Consider the following 17,254-nt stretch of genomic DNA (forward strand, 5'->3'; position numbering starts at 1 on the left):
CCCGACCTCCGACGGGTCCGCTCGGTGCCGGTCAGGTGATGTCGCGGCGCGTGGCGGCCCACCAGCCGAGGCCGCAGGCGAGGCAGGTCCAGAAGAGCAGCGCGATCGCGGCGACCGGCCACGGGGCGTACTCGTCGATGTTCGAGGCGGAGGTCGCCGCGATCGTGGACCAGGTGGCCGCCGTCGGCAGGAGCTGAGTGAGCGCGCCCGCCCCGACGCCGGGCAGGACCGCCGTCACGACCATCTCACCGGCGGGGTACCAGGCCACCAAGGCGACTGCGGCGGTGGTGGACGACCCGAGCGCCAGCCCGAGCCCCGCCCCGATCAGCGACCACGCCACGGTGGTCAGGACGCCGGCGGCGAGCATCGCGGCGACCGGCCACGACATCTCGAAGAGGCCGCCGGCAAAGGTCAGAATGCAGATCAACGCGACCGCCTCGACGGCGACCGCGTAGGCCGCGCCGAACGCCGCCGTGACCGCCAGTTTTGCGGTGACCACCCGGTCTCGGCCGGCGGTGGTGAGGAAGGTCGGGGTGAGCGTCTTGTGCCGGAACTCGGTGCCGGAGTTGATCGCTCCGAACAGCCCGGCGAACAGGGCCACGCCGGCGATCGCGACGAACAGTCCGACCGACGCGGCGCCGGTGGTCAGTTTGGAACCGCTGAACTCGATGTCACCCGCCATCGCGGCATAGAAGGTCCCGGCGAACAGCGCGACGAACAGCGGGGCGAGGACCAGCGCCCACCAGAAGCGCAGGGTGGTGACCTTGCGCAGTTCGCTGGTCAGCAGCGCGGTCATCGGGGGCCTCCGTAGGGATCGGTCGCATGCTGGAGCTGCGGGGCCGGCGGGCCGTAGTGCTGGGCGGCGTACTGCCCGGAAGTCATGGACGCGAACACCTGCTCGAGATCGACGTGCTCGGTGACGGACCCGAAGATGCGCACGCCCGCCGCGCCGGCGATCTCCGCGACCTCGGCCTCAAGGGTGCCGCCGACGGCGAGCCGGCCGTCGGGGAGCACCTGGGCGTCGGTGATGCCCTCGGCGCCGAGGGCGAGGGCGAGCCGCGCGGCGTCGGAGGAGGCGACCAGGACCCGGCCGGTGTGGGAGCGCCGGAGGTCGTCGATACCGCCCTCGAAGACGAGGCTGCCGCGGTCGACGATCACCAACCGGTCCACCGTCTGCTCCACCTCGCGCAGGAGGTGACTCGACACCAGCACGGTCCGCCCCGAACGGGCGAACGCACGCAGGAAGTCCCGGAGCCAGGCGATGCCCTCGGGGCCGAGGCCGTTCGCGGGCTCGTCGAGGACGAGGATCTGTGGGTTGCCGAGCATGGCGGTGGCGAGCGCGAGACGCTGGCGCATGCCGAGGGAGAAGGTGCCGGCCCTCTGGCGTCCCACCTGCTCGAGACCGACCATGCCGAGCACCTGGGGGGCCCGGTCGTCGGGGACACCGACCGCCGCGGCGTACACCAGAAGGTGGCCCAGCGCGGTCCGGTTCGGGTGCACGCCGAGCGAGTCGAGGACCACACCCACCGTGCGCGCGGGCTGCGCCAGCGCGGCGAACGGCAGCCCGGTGACGACGGCGCTGCCCGTCGTCGGCGTGATCAGCCCCAGCAGCATTCGCAGGGTGGTGGTCTTGCCCGACCCGTGCGGCCCGACGAACCCGGTGATCGACCCCGTCGGCACGGTGAAGCTCAGCTCCGAGACCGCACGCACGGCGCCGAACTGCTTGCTCAGGCCGACCGCCTCGAGCGCCGGACGCGCGTGGGCCGGACCCGTCGTCTCGCCTGCGCTCATGCCGTTACCTCCCCTGCCGGACTCCACGGTGCGCCTCACCCTATCGGCGCGGCGCTGCCCGGCGGCGGTTCGCTACCCGCGCAGCGCCGGCGACTCGGCCAGCGCGGCGAGGGCGGGCACCTCGTCGCGGTCGTAGGGAAGCACCTGGACGGCCACGTGATTCGCGCCCGCGTCGAGATGCTCGGTCAGCCGCGCGGCGATCGACGGTGCGTCGCCGTGCGCCACCAGTGCGTCGATCACCCGGTCGCTGCCGCCATCGGCGAGCTCGTCGGCGGTGAACCCGAGCCGGGCCAGGTTCGCGAGGTAGTTCCGCCGGTTCAGGTAGGGAGTGACCAACGGGCGTCCAGCCACCCGGGCCGCGACGGGGTCGGGGTCGAGCACCACCTTGTGCTCGGCCGCCAGAAGCGGTGCGGGGCCGAGCAGTTCGCGAGCCTCGCGGGTGTGCTCCGGCGTGGTCAGGTAGGGGTGCGCGCCTGCGGCCCGGTCGGCGGCCAGTCGCAGCATCTTGGGTCCGAGCGCCGCCAGCACCCGGCGGCCGGCGGGCACCCCGGCCGCGTCCAGTTCGTCGAGGTAGGCGACCACGGCCTGGTACGGCTTGGCGTAGACCTCCGCCGAGGACTCCCGGTGGCCGGCGCCGACGCCGAGCAGGAAGCGCCCGGGATGGCGGTCCTCGAGGCGGTGGAACGACTCGGCGACCTCGGCGGCCGGCGAGCTCCAGATGTTGGTGATCCCGGTGGCGACGGTGAGGGTGGTCGTGGCGTCGAGCATCTGTTCGGCGACGGCGAGGTCCGCGGGCGGCGAGATGCCGATCCAGAGAGTGCCGTAGCCGAGTCGCTCGACGGCCCGGGCGAATTCTGGGGTCAACCCGGCGACGCGGCGCCACACGCCGATCCGGCCGATGTCGGGGGTCTGAGGGTCGATGCTCATCTGCTGCTCCGTTCGTGGACTGCTCGGGGCCAATCAACCATGCGGGCGCGGCACCTCATACCGGTAGCTGATTCGGCCCGATCGGCTCTTTTGTAGCGTTCCACCCATGGTGGGCCTCCGCGATCCGGCGCTCTCCGGCACACACGGCCGGCTCCTGGTGCTGCGGGCGAGTGTCGCGCTCGTGGTGGCGATGGGGCTGGGCCGATTCGCGTACACGCCGATCCTGCCGCTGATGGAGCAGCAGGCGGGCCTGAGCGGAGAGTCGGCCGCGACGATGGCGACCGTCAACTACCTGGGCTACCTGCTGGGTGCGGTCCTCGCGACATTCCTGCCGGTGCTGACCAGGAGCCGGGCGGCGCTGCGGGTGTCGCTGGTGGCGCTGATCGCCACGCTGGCGGCCATGCCGCTGACACAGTCCCTGCCGGTGTGGCTGACGCTGCGGGGGCTGGCCGGTCTGGCGAGCGCGGTGGTCTTCGTGTTCACCGCCCGGGTCGCGCACCAGGAACTGTCCGGCCGTCGCGACGGCGCCGGCTGGGTGTTCGGCGGCGTCGGCGGCGGAATCGCGTTGTCCGGTTTGGCAATCCTGGCCCTCGGCGCGGACGCGGACTGGCGGACCAGCTGGCTGGTGGTGGCGGCGCTGGCCGCGGCGTTGTCGGCGTTGTCGTGGACGCTGCCCGGGGGACGGCCGCAGCCGCACGCGGTCGGGGGAGCGGGCCGGGTGCCGCGCCGGAACCGGGTGGCGTTCGGCTGGCTGCTGGCCGCGTACTTCTGCGAGGGCCTCGGCTACATCATCTCGGCCACCTTCCTGGTCGCCGCGGTCGCCTCGCTGGGCAGTGCGACGTGGCTGGGCAGCGTGGTCTGGATCGCGGTTGGTCTGGCCGTGGTGCCGTCGTGCGTGTTCTGGATGCGGCTGTCGCGCAGGCACTCCCAGGTCACGATGCTGACGGTGGCGATGACGGTGCAGGCGGCGGCCGTGGCGGCGTCGGCGGTCTCCGGCTCCGCGGTGGTGCAGGTGCTCGGTGCGTTGTGCTTCGGCGGCACCATGATCGCCATCGTCACGCTGGCGCTGGCCGAGGGAACCGTGCTGGTGGGTGCGCGGGCACCGGCGATCGCCACGGCGGTGTACGGGGTGGGGCAGGTGATCGGTCCACTGATGGTCGCGCCGCTGCTCGACGGCGGATACACCCCGGCCCTGGCGGTGGGTGCGGTGGTGCTGGCGGCCGGGGTGCTCTTCACGCTGCCGCTGCTGCGGATGGAGCGCCGGGCGCAGGCACACCCCCGCGCGACCGGGTGACCGGTCGCGCGGGGGCGCTGGGGTGACCCTGTCGGCGCGGTGGGGCCCGGCAGACGGCCGCTACCCGCGCAGCGCCAGCGACTCGGCGAGTGCGGCGAGAGCGGGCAACTCGTCGCGGTCGGACGGAAGTACCTGTACGGCCACGTGATTCGCGCCCGCGTCGAGGTGTTCGGTCAGCCGCGCGGCGATCGCCGTCGCGCCGCCGTGCGCCACCAGGGCGTCGATCACCCGGTCGCTGCCGCCGTCGGCCAGTTCGTCCTCGGTGAAGCCGAGCCGGGTCAGGTTCGCGACGTAGTTCCGCAGGTGCAGGTAGGGATTGTCGACAGGCGGTCGCCCCACCGCCCGGGCCGCGACGGGGTCGGTGTCGAGCACGACCTTGTGTTCGGGTGCGAGAAGCGGTGTGGCCCCGAGCAGTTCGCGGGCCTCACGGGTGTGCTCCGGCGTGGTCAGGTACGGATGCGCGCCGGCGGCGCGGTCGGCGGCCAGTCGCAGCATCTTCGGGCCGAGTGCAGCGAGCACCCGACGTCCGGCGGGCACCCCCGCCGCGTCCAGTTCGTCGAGGTATGAGACCACGGCCTGGTACGGCTTCGCGTAGACGTCCGCCGAGGCCTCTGGGTGGCCGACGCCGACGCCCAGGAGGAAGCGGCCGGGATGGCGGGCCTCGAGACGGTGGAAGGACTCGGCGACCTCGGCGGCCGGCGAGACCCAGATGTTGGTGATCCCGGTGGCGACGGTGAGGGTTGTCGTCGCGTCGAGTACCTCTTCCGCGATCGAGAGGTCGGCCGGGGGCGAACCGCCCAGCCACAGGGTGCCGTAGCCGAGTTTCTCGACGGACTGCACGAACTCGGGCGTCAGGCCGTACGCGTGACGCCACACACCGATCCGGCCGAGGTTGGGGGTCTGCGGGTCGATGCTCATCTGCTGCTCCGTTTCGGTGGACTGCTCGTGGAAACCACACCCGCCCGGCGAATCATTCCGGCTGCTGATCGACCGGGTCGGTCTCTTTGCGGCCTTCCCTCCACGGTGAGCCTCCGCGACCCGGCAGGTTCCGGCACTGGCGGATTGCACTGCCGGGTCTCGTCGTGGAGCACGGTCCGAGGCCACGTACTGCGTAGCGCCGGAGTCGGGCGCACCCCGGCGCGACCGGATGACCGGCCGCGCGGGGGTGTGTGGGTTCACTGTCGCGGCGAATCCCGCGACGCGGCGCCTACCGCCCGAGCATCGCCTTCATCTGGTCGATCTCGGCCTGCTGGCCGTCGATGATCGACTGCGCCAACTCCTTGACCTGCGCGCTCTGACCGGAGGCCAGGATCTCCTCCGAGGAGTCGACGGCGCCGACGTGGTGCTCGATCATCATCTCGAGCCAGGCCTGGTCGAAGGCCGCGCCGGTGGACTCGTCGAGCTGTGTCATCTGCTCCGCGGTCATCATGCCGCCGTGGTCCATCCCGGGCATGGAGGCGTCCGTACCGGGCATGGAGTGGTCCATGGTGGCGTCCGTCGCCGGCGCGTTCCAGTCCTCGAGCCAGCCCGTCATCTGCGCGATCTCGGGGCCCTGGGCGGCTTCGATCCGCGACGCCAGCGCGACGAGTTCTGGGTTGGTGCTGTGGTCCGAGACCATCTCGGCCATCTCCACGGCCTGCTGGTGGTGCGGGATCATCATCTGCACCCACATCATGTCGGCGGCGTTGTGCGCCGACGCGGCATCCGCCGGGGTGGTGGCGGACATGGAGGTCGAGGTCCCCGCCGCCCGGTGCTCGGTGGTGTGCTCGGGGCCGGTGCCGTCGTTCGCGCAGCCGGCGAGCAGTGCGACCGCCGCTGCGGCGGAGGCGATCAGGGTTGCGGTCTTGGTGCGAGTGTTCATCTTTGGTTCCTTGGCTGTGGCTGTTGGTGTGACGGTCGCGACTGCGCATGTACGCAGTGGCCCTGTCACACCCGCAGCACGCACAGCGATGCCAGCCGTACCGACGTCGGCAGGAACGGGGGCCCGCGGCCGGAACTCAGAGTCGGGTGGGTCCGGCGCCGCGGGGCCCGGATCGGGTTCGCGGGAATCCCGAACAGCAGCAGGGCCAGGGCCAGCAGCAGTGCGGACGCGAGGACGGCCAGGCACGGGTTGAGCACGTGGTGGTTGTCGCCGTGGCCCGGGGGAGTGTCGGAGTTCTGGGCGGTCGCGGCGACCGCGACAGGTTCCTGAGCGGATGCGACATGATCCTGAGCGGAGGTGTCATGGGTCGTCGCCGCGTGCGAGACCGACTGCGCCGCAGGAGTGGCCGCGAGCACGTGGTGCATGGCCAACAGGCCGAACACCAGCACGCCGAGCAGGAGCGCGACCGGCGCTGCCGGTCGCGCGACCAGTCGCCGAGCCCAACTCATGATCGCCATCATACCCTAGGGGGGTCAGGTAGTGAGTTCGAGCTGCCAGCTGGCCGGAGCCGGTCCGAAGGCATCACGGGCGTTGTTGATCACGCCCTTGCCGATCGACCGGTTGCCCGCGCCGCCGATCGCCGCGCCGATGCCGGCGGGCACCAGCTTGCCCAGGATCAGGGCGCTGCGCCGGGCCGCGTACTTGGTGACGAACTTGCGCAGCAGGCTCTGGTTCATCCCCGCCATCGTGGGCGCGGGGATCCGGTTGGTGATCAGCGAACCCCAGTTCTTGGTCGTCACGCCCACCGCCTTCTCCACGATCTCCATCCCGGAGGTGCCGAGCGCGACCGCGAGCACCAGGGCCCGGCGCTGCTCGTGCTGCTGGACCGAGATGCCGTGTACCGAGGCCACCGCCAGCGTCAGCAGCGCGCAGGCCTCCAGGAAGAACACCGACTCGGCGCCGACCGCGGCGATCGAGCCCACCGTCCCGATGCCGGGGACCGCCGCGGCCGCACCCACTGCGCCGCCGCTGCCCGTCACCGCGGTGAGGAACATCCGTTCCATCCGTTCGACGATCTGCTGTGGGCTCTCGCCGGGGTGTGCGCGGCGGACCCGCTCCACGTACTTCGCGACGGCGGGACCCTGCAGCTTGCTGCCGTTGTCGAGCAGCGACACGACGACCTGCTCGACCCGCCCCATCATGTGCGCCATCGGTTCTCCCCTTCGCCACGGCCCACCGCGACTGGCGGCCGAACTCCCTTCCAACGGCCGGCCCCCGTGGTTTGTTCCTCCGGCCGCCTCGGGTGTCCGTCGGCGCCGTGCGTCGCGGTCCGCGTCGTCAGCCCAGGGCCCAGTGCTCGACCGGGACCACTTCACTGGGCTTCGGGGGATGTGGCGGCGTGCCGTCGCCGAACGGCCTGCCGCCCAGCAGCTCCCGGCCGTGGGGCTCGAGCCAGTTCGCCAGGCACGGACCCTTCGGCACGATCTGCGTCGGGTTCACGTCGGTGTGCACCACGTAGTAGTGCTCTTTGATCTGGGCGAAGTCGATCGTGTCGCCGAAGCCCGGCGTCTGGAACAGGTCTCGCGCGTAGTCCCAGAGCACATGCATCTCGGTGAGCTTGGTGCGGTTGCACTTGAAGTGGCCGTGGTACACCGGGTCGAACCGAACGAGGGTGGTGAACAGACGCACGTCGGCCTCGGTGATGGTGTCGCCCACCAGGAATCGCTGGGTGGCGAGCCGCTCGGTCAGCCAGTCGAGCCGGGCGAAGAGCCGGTCGTAGGCCGCCTCGTACGCCTCCTGCTTGCCGGCGAACCCGCACCGGTACACGCCGTTGTTCACGTCCCGGAACACCAGTTCGGCCACCTCGTCGATCTCCGCCCGCAGCTCGGTCGGGTACAGGTCGGGGGCGCCCTCGCGGTGGTACTGCTTCCACTCGGTCGACAGGTCGAGGGTGATCTGCGGGTAGTCGTTGGTCACCACCTGCCCGGTCGGGATGTCGACGATCGCGGGCACCGTGATGCCCCGCGGGTAGTCGGGGAAGCGGGCCAGGAAGGCTTCCTGCAGTCGCGGGATCTTCAACACCGGGTCCACGCCGCCGGGGTCGAGGTCGAAGGTCCAGCTGCGCTGGTCGTGGGTGGGTCCGCAGACGCCCATGGACAACACGTCCTCGAGCCCGAGCAGGCGGCGGACGATGATGGCCCGGTTCGCCCACGGGCAGGCCCGGGCGACGATCAGTCGGTAGCGGCCCGGCTCCACCGGGTAGCCGTCGCGTCCGTCAGCGGTGATCCGGGTGTCGATGTAGCGGGTGTCACGAGTGAATTCCTTGCCCTTGCCGACGTATGCCCCGGTGGAGCTGCTCTCCTCGGTCACTGCGAATCAACTCCCTGTTGGACTGACGATTCGCGGGCGCGGCCGCGGACCGTGGGGCCTGTACAACGACACAGCTCACACGCTACTGCGGTGCACCGTGGCGAGGGTGTGGGATCCGAGCACCTGATAGCCCAGCGTCGCGGCCAACTGCCAGGACGCGATGTTCTCGGGATGGCTGCGCCATTGCGCGATCATGCCCTCGTCGACGGCGTCGTTCGTGGTGAGTCGCGCGACGACCGCCGCATGTCCTCGCCGGCGGAGGTCCGGTGCGGTGAGGGCGCCGACGTCCGCGACGATGCCCTGCCACTCGCGGTAGCCGGCCGCGGCCACCGGGGAGCCGGCGTCGTCGAGCAGGGTGAACCAGCGCTCCCGGTCCGAGAGCGCCGCCTCGGTGACCTCGTCCGGCGGGCAGAGAGCCTCGAGCGCCCGCACTTCCGCGAGGTCGTGCGAGATCATCGGGTCGTCGGACTCGCCGGTGTCCGCGCCGACCTCCGCGGTGTAGGCGAGCAGGAGGGGACCCGGGCAACTGCCGCCGTGGTCCTTGGTGAGGTCGAGCAGGGTGCTGCGCTCGCTCAGCGCGTCGTCGTCGAGGTCCTCGGCCCGCTCGAGCGCCCACCGCGGGCCGACCAGCGCGCCGGCGCCGGCCAGCCGGAGGAACTGCACCCGGTCCGCGTCGTCGTCGACCAGCACCTGGCGGGCGCCGGGGCGGGCGAGCGCGGTGTCGGGCAGTCCGAGCGCGCGCGACCAGGCCAGCGCGACGATGTCGAGATGATGAGCGTCCACCCCCGTCACGCTATCGGTCCCGGCGAGATGTTGCCGCCGCCTACTCCTCGCCGTATATTCCACTTGGACTAATTGTTGGGGGGCGGACACGGATCGGGGGAGCGCAGTGGCCACAGCGCTGACACCGCTCGCGATCACCGTGCTCGCGCTGCTCAACGAGCGCCCGATGCACCCCTACGAGATGCACCAACTGCTGCTCCAGCGCCGCGTCGACCGCGTGGTGAAGGTCCGGCCCGGCTCGCTGTACCACGCGGTGGCGCGGCTCGAGCGGGCCGAACTGATCGCGGTGATCGGCACCGAGCGTGCTGGCAACCGCCCCGAACGCACCACCTACACCGTCACCGACAGCGGTCGCGCCGCACTCGAGGCCCGGATCGCGGAACTGCTCGGCGCCCCCGTCCGCGAGTACCCGCAGTTCCCGCTGGCGCTGGCGGAGGCGCACAACCTCGCGGCGGCCGATGTGTGCCGACTGCTCCGGGCCCGGATCGCGGCGGTCGAGGCGGACCTGGACGAACTCGACGCCGTGCGGGCCGTGCACGTCGCGGCGGACCGTCCGCGCGTCTTCTGGTTCGGGCTCGACTACCTGCGGGCGCTCGCCGCCACCGAGCTGGACTGGATGGCCGCGTTGGTGGCGGAGATCGAGTCGGGCGAACTGCCTTGGCTCACACCAGAACTCATCAGAGACCGACTCAGCCAACCGGCAAGGGGATGACCGTGACCGAGTTCAACCAGAACACGGAGATCAAGCAATGGTCGGCGCTGTGGGCGCTGTGCCTGGGGTTCTTCATGATCCTCGTGGACTCCACGATCGTCGCCGTGGCGAACCCCGCGATCATGACGGGCCTGCACACCGACATCAACAGCGTCGTCTGGGTCACCAGCGCGTACCTGCTGGCCTACGCGGTGCCGCTGCTGGTCACCGGACGCCTCGGTGACCGGTTCGGCCCGAAGAACCTCTACCTGGTCGGCCTGACGGTGTTCACCCTCGCCTCGCTCTGGTGCGGGCTGTCGGGCAGCATCGAACCGCTGATCGTGGCGCGGGTGTTCCAGGGCTTCGGCGCGGCGATGATGACCCCGCAGACGATGGCGGTGATCACCCGGATCTTCCCGCCGGACAAGCGCGGCACCGCGATGGGCCTGTGGGGTGCGGTCGCGGGCGTCGCCACCCTGGTCGGGCCGCTGGCCGGCGGCGTGCTGGTCGACGGCCTCGGCTGGGAGTGGATCTTCTTCGTCAACGTGCCGGTCGGCATCATCGCCTTCCTCGCCGCCGTCAAGTTCGTGCCGGTGCTCCCGACGCACAGCCACCGCTTCGACATCCCCGGCGTGGTGCTCAGCGCGCTCGGCATGTTTGCCCTGGTGTTCGGGCTGCAGGAGGGCAACTCCTACGACTGGTCGACGCGGATCTGGGTGCTGATCGGGATCGGCGTCGTGCTGCTCGGTGTGTTCATCTGGTACCAGTCTTGGAACAAGAACGAGCCGCTGCTGCCGCTGGGCCTGTTCCGGGACCGCAACTTCTCGCTCGCGAACATCGGCATCACCTCCATGGGTTTCGCGATCACCGCCATGGTGCTGCCGCTGATGTTCTACGCGCAGGCGGTGCGGGGACTGACCCCCACCGGGTCCGCGCTGCTGATGGTTCCGATGGCGGTGCTCACCGGCGCGCTGGCGCCGAACGTCGGCAAGCTGGTGGACCGGGTGCACCCGCGCTACATCGCCGCGCCGGGCTTCCTGATGCTCGCGATCTCGCTGGGCTGGTTGGCACTGGTGATGACGCCGCACGTCGAGATCTGGGAACTGCTGCTGCCGATCGGGCTGATGGGCATCGCGAACGCCTTCATCTGGTCGCCGCTGGCCGCCACCGCCACCCGTAACCTGCCGATGGAGGCGGCGGGCGCGGGGTCCGGCGTCTACAACACCACCCGCCAGGTCGGCGCGGTGCTCGGCAGCGCGGGCGTCGGCGCGCTGATCACCGCCCGGCTCTCGGCCAACGGGATTCCGACCGGCGGCGAGGAGGGCGCCGGCGGTGTGCTGCCCGACTTCGTCCGCGACGGCTTCAGCACCGCGATGGCGCAGTCGGTGCTGCTGCCGGCCGCCGTGCTGCTGATCGGATTCGTGGCGTCGTTGTTCTTCGAGCGGCCCGTCCGCGAGTCGGACCTGCCGCCGGTGGACGCCCGCGAGGAGTCGGTCGAGGCCTGACACGCAGTGAGGGTAGGACTGACGCACGCGTCGGGTGCCCGGCGCGATACTGGCGTCATGACGGAGACAGTGAAGCCCACCCACCTCGAACGCAGCACCACCGACGCCGGCGCCGAGTTCGGCGTCCTCACCCTCGAGCACGGGCCGCTGAATCTGTTCGACCGCGCGATGTTCGACGCGATCACCGAGGACGTGGCCGCGCTGACCGCGGCCCCGCCGCGTGCGCTGCTGCTACGCGCGGCGGGCAGGGTGGTCTCGGGCGGGGTGGACGTGCACGAGTTCGACGGGCTCGGCGCCGGGCAGGGCGCCGACCTCTGGCGCACCCTGTTCGCGGAGATCGTCCACCCGATCGAGGCGCTGCCCTGCCCGGTGGTGTTCGCCGCGCACGGGCTGACCCTGACCGCGGCGTTCGAGATCGCCCTGGCGTGCGACCTGGTGCTGGCCGCGCCGCAGGCCAGGTTCGGTCTGGTGGAGACGGTGGTGGGGCTGACGCCGTCGATGGGCGGACCGCAGCGGCTCGCGGAGCGCGCAGGTTCCGGCCGGGCCCGGGAACTGGTGATGACCGGCGACCTGTACGACGCCGCCACGATGCATGCCTGGGGAGTGGTCAACGCCGTGCACGAGGACGTGGACGCCGCGGCACGGGCGTTGACGGCGCGGCTGGCCGACGGCCCGACCCGGGCCCACCATGCCACCAAGCGGATCATCGAGGCCTGGCGTTCCGGTGGTGTCGCACACGCGGATTCGATCACCCCGGAGGTGTCCGGGGTGTTGTTCGAGACCGACGACCTGCAAGGCGCCGTGCGCAGCTTCCTCGACGTCGGACCGGGTAAGGCGCAGTACACCGGGAACTGAGGGCGCGCGGCGTCTGACACCGGGCGCCCGCAACGCCTAGGGTCGAAGCCATGTCTGGGTCCGGTGTTCGCCGCGGGGGACGCGCAGGAGGGGTCCTGGTCGCGGCGTCGGTGTTGCTGGCGGCCGGGTTGTCCGGCGGCTGTTCCACGTCCGCGCCCTCGGCTCCGGATCCGGTGGACGTTGCCGCCGACGCCGACGCCTACGTCTACGGCGCCGCGCCGGTGACGCTGGCGCGGACCCGGGCGAACATGACGTGCCTGCTGCCGGTCAACGAGCTGTTCAACCAGGCGCAGCTGTCGGGGCCCGACTCCCGGACGGTGGTCGCGCCGAACGTCGACACCCTGTATTCGATTGCCTGGCTGGACCTTCGGGCCGGCCCGGTGCTGCTCACCCACCCGGACATGGGGGAGCGGTACTTCGGTTTCCAGTTCCTGGACATGTACACCAACGTGTTTGCGAACGTCGGCACCCGGGAGACCGGCCCCGCCGCCGCCGCGCGGCTGATCGCACCGCCCGGCTGGTCCGGGCAGGCGCCGCCCGGTGCGGCGGTGGTCGAGTCCCCGACCTGGGACGCGTGGATGATCGGCCGGACACTGGTCGAATCGGAGGCGGACCTGCCCGCGGCGCGGGCCGCCCAGCAGCAGTACTCGATGCGGGTCCTCGGCCCGGCAGTGGCCGGCGCGCCGCCGACGCTGCCGCCGAACGACTGCGGTGACAACCCGGCGCCGCAGGCGCTCGTGGCGTCGGGGCCGGAGTACTTCGACGAGCTGTCGGCGATCCTGGCCGCCAATCCGCCGCCACCGGCCGACCGGCCGCTGCTCGACCGGATCGCCGCACTGGGCGTCACGGCAGGTGCGACGCCGAGCGGTGGCAGCCCGGAAACGGTGGACGCGCTGGCCGCCGGCATGACGCGCGGCGACCGGCAGATCACGGCGGCGACCGCCACCGGCGACCGGGTCTGGCGGTCGCTGCCGGACGCCGGCCGATACGGCACCGACTACCTCCAGCGCGCCGTCGTGGCCAGGATCGGTCTCGGCGCCAACGTGCCGGAGGAGTCGGCCTACGCGGTGGCGCGGGAGGCGTCGGACGGCCGCCCGCTGCGCGGCGAGCGGGGCTACCGACTGCACTTCCCCGCCGACGGCCTGCCGCCGGTGGACCGGCGTGGATTCTGGTCCGTCACCATGTACGGGCCGGACATGTTCCTCGTCCCGAATGTGTTGGGCCGGTATGCGATCGGCGACCGGACCCCGGGCCTGACCCGCAATCCGGACGGCTCCCTCGACGTCTGGCTGGCCGCGGCCGAGCCGGCGACCGGTACGTCGAACTGGCTGCCCGCCCCGGAGGGCGAGTTCGTCGTGATGCTGCGGTCCTACCTGCCCACCGACCCGTCCTGGACCCCGCCAGAACCCGAACCCGAGGGATGAGAAGATGCCGACCCCACTCGCCGAACTGCACATGCACATCGAGGGCTCGCTCGAACCGGAGCTGATCTTCGCGCTCGCCGAGCGCAACAGGGTGACGCTGCCGTACCGGGACCTCGACGACCTGCGTTCGCGCTACGAGTTCACCGACCTGCAGTCGTTCCTGGACCTGTACTTCGCGAACATGGCGGTGCTGCGGACCGCGCAGGACTTCGCCGACCTGGCCCGTGCGTACTTCGCCCGGGCGGCCGCGGGCGGGGTGCGGCACGCGGAGATCTTCTTCAATCCGCAGGCGCACACGGCGCGCGGGGTGCCGCTGCGGGACGTGCTCGACGGACTCGGCGACGCCGTCCGTGGCAGCGAGTCGGAGTTCGGGGTGTCGAGCGCGCTGATCGCCGCTGTGCTGCGCGACCGCCCGGAAGCCGAGGCCGCCGCGATGCTCGACGAGCTGCTGGGGCTGGACGTGCCGGTGCTCGGCCTCGGGCTGGACTCCGCGGAGGTCGGCAACCCGCCGTCGCGGTTCGTGGACGTCTTCGCCCGGGCCCGGGCGAGCGGCCTGCGGACCGTCGCGCACGCGGGGGAGGAGGGCCCGCCGGAGTACGTCTGGCAGGCGCTCGACCTGCTCGGGGTCGAGCGGATCGACCACGGGGTGCGCTGTCTCGAGGATCCTGCGCTGGTGACCCGACTGGTCGACGACCAGGTCCCGTTGACGGTGTGCCCACTCTCCAACGTCCGGCTGCGGGTCGTCGACACCATGGCGGAGCACCCGCTGCGGGCCATGCTCGCCGCCGGCCTGCTGGTCACCGTCAACTCCGACGATCCGGCGTACTTCGGCGGCTACGTCGACGACAACTTCGCGGGCCTGCGGGACGGCCTGGGACTGACCGAGGAGGAGCGGGAAACCTTGGCCCGCAACTCGATCCTTGCGTCCTTCGCCTCGCCCGAGCGCAAGCGGGAGTTGCTGGGGGAGTCCTGACGCCGGCGGTCGGGTCCGGTCAGCGGGTCAGACCGGCTTCGACGACCGCACGGGCGAGCGCGAGCACGTCGAGGTCGCGACCGGCGGGGCCGACCAGGCACAGTCCGACCGGTGCCGCGCCGGGGGTGCCCAGCGGCACGGTGGCGGTGGGCAGCCCCGCGACGGTGGCGATGCAGGTGAGCATCCCGGTGCTGCGCATGGTGTTGCGGTAGGTGTCTCCGCTGAGGTCGCCGTCCGAGAGCGGCGGGGCCGGTGTCGCGGTGGTGGGCAGCACCAGCACCCGGTCGCCGAGGAAGGCGCGGACCGTCGCGGCGGCGCCGGCGAGGGTGTCGGACGCGCGCCGGTAGGCCTCCGGGGAGGTGCGGCCGGCGCCGGTGAAGTTCTCCCGGGGCTCACCGCTCAGCGAGGTCGTCGCCGCGGCGGCGATCCCGCCGTGACGCTGCCACGCCTCGTAGGCGACGACGGTGGTGACGGCCTCGTGCCAGTCCGGCAGTGCGCCGATGTCGAGGTCCGGTTCGGCGAGGTCCGGCAGGCCCGACTTGCGCCAGGCCGTCAGTGCCCGGGAGGTCGCAGCCGTCACGACGGCGTCGGCCACCGCGTTGACGCCGGGCGCGGTGACGGCCCGCGACAGCGGGCGGGCGGGGGCATTCGGAACCGACGCGGCGACCGCCTTCGTCAGCGTCGAGATGTCGGCGGCCAGCCAGCCGATCGTGTCGACGGTGGGACTCAGCGGCACCAGGCCGTCGGTGGGGACTGCGCCGCGGGTCGCGGTGAACCCGAACAGGCCCTGGTAGGCGGCGGGTATCCGAATCGAGCCGTCGGTGTCGGGGCCGAGCCCGACCGTCGCCGTGCCCGCGGCGACGGCGCTGCCGGCGCCGGAACTCGATCCGCCCGGGAGTCGCTCCGGCGCAGCGACGTTCGGTGGGGTGCCGAACAGGTCGTTGACGCCCGAGTGTCCGTAACCGAGGTCGTCGGTCTGCGCCAGCCCCACCACCGCGGCGCCGGCGCCGAGCAGGCGCGAGACGGCCGTCGCGGTGGTGGACTCGACGGGCGCCTGCGCCAGCCATCGCGGGGTGCCGGCGCCGATCTGCTGGCCGGCGACCGCGAACAGGTCGGTCACCGCCACGGTCGCCCCGTCCAGGGCGCCGGAGCCGGACGCGGCGGCCAGGGGTGAGCCCTGCACCCGCCAGGTGGCCCGCGACGCCGGGGTGGACGCGGCCGCGGCGCCGCCACCGGGCAGCGGCGGGACCCCCGGATCGGCGGCCCCGTCACCGCAGCCGCCGAGCAGCAGCGTGGTCCCGGCCGCGGCACCGAATGCGAGAAAGCCCCGCCGAGTCAGATCGGTCATCCGATCAGGCTAGGACGTGTCTCCCAATCCTTTTCGGATGCACCTGGCGATTGGGCGCCGGGGGCGCCGAAACGGGGATTGGGAGACACGTCCTGGGGCGTCACGCTCAGCCCAGGACCTGCCGGAGGTAGTCGTTGTCGAAGACCCGGGACGGGTCGTACTTGTCGCGCACGGAGCAGAACTCGTCGAACCGCTGGTAGGTGGGACGCAGGTCGGCCGCGGTGCGGCTGTGCAGCTTGCCCCAGTGCGGCCGGCCGTCGGCGGCGCGCGCGATGGACTCGACCGCGTCGAAGTAGGGGCGGTGGTCCCGGCGGTAGTACTGGTGCACGGCGACGTACGCGGTGTCGCGGCCGTGCGCGGTGGACATCCACACGTCGTCGGCGGCGGCGAAGCGCACCTCCACGGGGAAGGCGACGCGGAAGTCGGACCTGCCGAGCCACTGGTCGATCTCGCGGAGGGTGTCCGGCAGCGCCTCGACCGGGACCGCGTACTCCATCTCGCGGAACTTCACCCGCCGCGAGGACGCGAAGACCCGGTAGCTGCGGTCGGTGAACTCGCGCGCGGAGAGCGCCCGGGACGCGACCTCGTTGATCTTCGGGATGGCGGCGGGGAACTGGGCCGCAACCCGGTTGACGCCTTCGAAGAAGGTGTTGGAGAGCAGCTCGTCGTCGACGAAGCCGCGGACCCGGCCCACCGGCTCGAGTGGGGTGGTCGCCGGCAGCCGCGTGTTCCGCTTGGTCAACACGCGGTCGGTGTGGGGGAACCAGTAGAACTCGAAGTGGTCGACGCCGCGGGAGTTCTCGTCGATGCGCTCCATGACCGCGCTGAGGCGATCCGGCGACTCGACCGCGCGCATGGCGTACGCGGGCTCGCACTGCAGGGTGAGGGTGGCGATCACGCCCACCGCGCCGAGGCCGATGCGGGCGGCCTCGAACAGCTCCGAATTCTCTTCGGGGGAGCATTCGACGACCGTGCCGTCCGCGAGTACCAGGGTCAGCGCGCGCACCTGGGTGGCCAGTCCGCCGAATCGGGCACCGGTGCCGTGGGTTCCGGTGGCGATTGCGCCGGCAATCGACTGGGCGTCGATGTCGCCGAGATTTGTCATGGCGAGTCCGAGATCCCACAACATGGGATTCAGGTCGCGAAGCCGCGTTCCCGCGAGAACGGTGACCAGCGCGCCGGCCGGTTCCGTGTGGACGACGGATTTGATGCCGGAGAGGTTGTCCAGGCTGATCAACACGCCGTCCGTCACGGCCACTGGCGTAAACGAGTGACCAGCGCCAACGCACTTGACGTGCAGGCCTTCCGTCGTCGCGCGGGCGATTTCGAAACTGAGCTCGGCCACGCTCGCGGGCGTTGCGTAACGTCGCGGGCTCGCGCTTGCGCACTCAGCCCAGTTGTGCCAGGTCTGCTGATCCATGACGCCACTATT

General features: G+C 71.8%; 17 protein-coding genes. 6 read left to right on the forward strand and 11 right to left on the reverse strand.

Going from position 1 to position 17,254, the window contains the following annotated elements; genetic code table 11:
• Positions 1–31: 31 nt before the first annotated feature.
• From RT2_RS17190 to RT2_RS17200, 3 genes are all read right to left on the reverse strand, one after another.
• Positions 32–796, reverse strand: coding sequence for an ABC transporter permease (locus RT2_RS17190; RefSeq protein ID WP_072846009.1), 765 nt, complete (start codon positions 794–796; stop codon positions 32–34).
• On the reverse strand, positions 793–1,791 hold the full coding sequence (locus RT2_RS17195) for an ATP-binding cassette domain-containing protein (RefSeq protein WP_072846010.1): 999 nt from the start codon (positions 1,789–1,791) through the stop codon (positions 793–795). Before RT2_RS17195 ends, RT2_RS17190 begins: the two co-directional genes overlap by 4 nt.
• Before the next feature lie 72 nt (positions 1,792–1,863).
• On the reverse strand, positions 1,864–2,718 hold the full coding sequence (locus RT2_RS17200; protein WP_072846011.1) for an LLM class F420-dependent oxidoreductase: 855 nt from the start codon (positions 2,716–2,718) through the stop codon (positions 1,864–1,866).
• Between the two features lie 106 nt (positions 2,719–2,824).
• Here RT2_RS17200 and RT2_RS17205 point away from each other — a divergent pair, with 106 nt between their 5' ends.
• Complete coding sequence (locus RT2_RS17205; RefSeq protein WP_072846012.1) at positions 2,825–4,012, forward strand: YbfB/YjiJ family MFS transporter; 1,188 nt, start codon at positions 2,825–2,827, stop codon at positions 4,010–4,012.
• 60 nt (positions 4,013–4,072) lie between these two features.
• Here the strand turns inward: RT2_RS17205 and RT2_RS17210 are convergent, their stop codons facing one another.
• The 6 genes from RT2_RS17210 to RT2_RS17235 all read right to left on the reverse strand — a co-directional run bounded on the left by RT2_RS17210 (position 4,073) and on the right by RT2_RS17235 (position 9,026).
• Positions 4,073–4,930: an LLM class F420-dependent oxidoreductase gene (locus RT2_RS17210; RefSeq protein WP_072846013.1), complete on the reverse strand. Its 858-nt coding sequence runs from the start codon at positions 4,928–4,930 to the stop codon at positions 4,073–4,075.
• 289 nt (positions 4,931–5,219) lie between these two features.
• Positions 5,220–5,873, reverse strand: coding sequence for a DUF305 domain-containing protein (locus RT2_RS17215; RefSeq protein ID WP_072846014.1), 654 nt, complete (start codon positions 5,871–5,873; stop codon positions 5,220–5,222).
• A gap of 65 nt (positions 5,874–5,938) precedes the next feature.
• Positions 5,939–6,382, reverse strand: coding sequence for a DUF6153 family protein (locus RT2_RS17220; RefSeq protein ID WP_139191291.1), 444 nt, complete (start codon positions 6,380–6,382; stop codon positions 5,939–5,941).
• A 24-nt stretch (positions 6,383–6,406) separates the two neighbouring features.
• On the reverse strand, positions 6,407–7,084 hold the full coding sequence (locus RT2_RS17225) for a hypothetical protein (protein ID WP_072846016.1): 678 nt from the start codon (positions 7,082–7,084) through the stop codon (positions 6,407–6,409).
• A 127-nt stretch (positions 7,085–7,211) separates the two neighbouring features.
• Positions 7,212–8,243, reverse strand: coding sequence for a glutathione S-transferase family protein (locus RT2_RS17230; protein ID WP_072846017.1), 1,032 nt, complete (start codon positions 8,241–8,243; stop codon positions 7,212–7,214).
• A gap of 75 nt (positions 8,244–8,318) precedes the next feature.
• Positions 8,319–9,026: a GNAT family N-acetyltransferase gene (locus RT2_RS17235; RefSeq protein ID WP_072846018.1), complete on the reverse strand. Its 708-nt coding sequence runs from the start codon at positions 9,024–9,026 to the stop codon at positions 8,319–8,321.
• A gap of 106 nt (positions 9,027–9,132) precedes the next feature.
• Here RT2_RS17235 and RT2_RS17240 point away from each other — a divergent pair, with 106 nt between their 5' ends.
• From RT2_RS17240 to RT2_RS17260, 5 genes are all read left to right on the forward strand, one after another.
• Entirely contained in the window at positions 9,133–9,738 is a 606-nt protein-coding gene (locus tag RT2_RS17240) for a PadR family transcriptional regulator (protein ID WP_072846019.1), read from the forward strand.
• Positions 9,739–9,812: 74 nt separating this feature from the next.
• Positions 9,813–11,222 carry a DHA2 family efflux MFS transporter permease subunit gene (locus RT2_RS17245; RefSeq protein WP_245709520.1) on the forward strand — a complete coding sequence of 470 codons (1,410 nt, stop codon included), beginning with the start codon at positions 9,813–9,815 and terminating at the stop codon, positions 11,220–11,222.
• Positions 11,223–11,279: 57 nt separating this feature from the next.
• Positions 11,280–12,077, forward strand: coding sequence for an enoyl-CoA hydratase/isomerase family protein (locus RT2_RS17250; RefSeq protein WP_072846021.1), 798 nt, complete (start codon positions 11,280–11,282; stop codon positions 12,075–12,077).
• Between the two features lie 50 nt (positions 12,078–12,127).
• Positions 12,128–13,501 (forward strand): DUF1254 domain-containing protein, encoded by a 1,374-nt coding sequence (locus RT2_RS17255; protein ID WP_083577445.1) that lies wholly within the window; start codon positions 12,128–12,130, stop codon positions 13,499–13,501.
• A 4-nt stretch (positions 13,502–13,505) separates the two neighbouring features.
• Complete coding sequence (locus RT2_RS17260) at positions 13,506–14,474, forward strand: adenosine deaminase (RefSeq protein WP_072846022.1); 969 nt, start codon at positions 13,506–13,508, stop codon at positions 14,472–14,474.
• Between the two features lie 19 nt (positions 14,475–14,493).
• On the opposite strand, the gene RT2_RS17265 is transcribed toward RT2_RS17260, so the two are convergent.
• Both RT2_RS17265 and RT2_RS17270 read right to left on the reverse strand, forming a co-directional pair.
• Positions 14,494–15,822, reverse strand: coding sequence for an amidase family protein (locus RT2_RS17265; protein ID WP_072846023.1), 1,329 nt, complete (start codon positions 15,820–15,822; stop codon positions 14,494–14,496).
• A gap of 106 nt (positions 15,823–15,928) precedes the next feature.
• The gene (locus RT2_RS17270) at positions 15,929–17,242 is read right to left on the reverse strand and encodes a D-arabinono-1,4-lactone oxidase (protein ID WP_072846024.1); all 1,314 of its coding nucleotides are present in this window, start codon (positions 17,240–17,242) and stop codon (positions 15,929–15,931) included.
• Between the last annotated feature and the right edge of the window lie 12 nt (positions 17,243–17,254).

Source organism: Rhodococcus tukisamuensis NBRC 100609 (genome assembly GCF_001894985.1).
Classification (GTDB): Bacteria; Actinomycetota; Actinomycetes; order Mycobacteriales; family Mycobacteriaceae; genus Rhodococcus_G; species Rhodococcus_G tukisamuensis.

What these genes read in the sequence shown, in the direction of transcription:
- RT2_RS17260 (WP_072846022.1), top strand. Translation starts at nt 13,506, where the DNA reads ATGCCGACCCCACTCGCCGAACTGCACATGCACATCGAGGGCTCGCTC.
- RT2_RS17245 (WP_245709520.1), top strand. Translation starts at nt 9,813, where the DNA reads ATGATCCTCGTGGACTCCACGATCGTCGCCGTGGCGAACCCCGCGATC.
- RT2_RS17250 (WP_072846021.1), top strand. Translation starts at nt 11,280, where the DNA reads ATGACGGAGACAGTGAAGCCCACCCACCTCGAACGCAGCACCACCGAC.
- RT2_RS17220 (WP_139191291.1), bottom strand. Translation starts at nt 6,382, where the DNA reads ATGAGTTGGGCTCGGCGACTGGTCGCGCGACCGGCAGCGCCGGTCGCG.
- RT2_RS17200 (WP_072846011.1), bottom strand. Translation starts at nt 2,718, where the DNA reads ATGAGCATCGACCCTCAGACCCCCGACATCGGCCGGATCGGCGTGTGG.
- RT2_RS17210 (WP_072846013.1), bottom strand. Translation starts at nt 4,930, where the DNA reads ATGAGCATCGACCCGCAGACCCCCAACCTCGGCCGGATCGGTGTGTGG.
- RT2_RS17270 (WP_072846024.1), bottom strand. Translation starts at nt 17,242, where the DNA reads ATGGATCAGCAGACCTGGCACAACTGGGCTGAGTGCGCAAGCGCGAGC.
- RT2_RS17265 (WP_072846023.1), bottom strand. Translation starts at nt 15,822, where the DNA reads ATGACCGATCTGACTCGGCGGGGCTTTCTCGCATTCGGTGCCGCGGCC.
- RT2_RS17215 (WP_072846014.1), bottom strand. Translation starts at nt 5,873, where the DNA reads ATGAACACTCGCACCAAGACCGCAACCCTGATCGCCTCCGCCGCAGCG.
- RT2_RS17195 (WP_072846010.1), bottom strand. Translation starts at nt 1,791, where the DNA reads ATGAGCGCAGGCGAGACGACGGGTCCGGCCCACGCGCGTCCGGCGCTC.
- RT2_RS17225 (WP_072846016.1), bottom strand. Translation starts at nt 7,084, where the DNA reads ATGGCGCACATGATGGGGCGGGTCGAGCAGGTCGTCGTGTCGCTGCTC.
- RT2_RS17205 (WP_072846012.1), top strand. Translation starts at nt 2,825, where the DNA reads ATGGTGGGCCTCCGCGATCCGGCGCTCTCCGGCACACACGGCCGGCTC.
- RT2_RS17190 (WP_072846009.1), bottom strand. Translation starts at nt 796, where the DNA reads ATGACCGCGCTGCTGACCAGCGAACTGCGCAAGGTCACCACCCTGCGC.
- RT2_RS17255 (WP_083577445.1), top strand. Translation starts at nt 12,128, where the DNA reads ATGTCTGGGTCCGGTGTTCGCCGCGGGGGACGCGCAGGAGGGGTCCTG.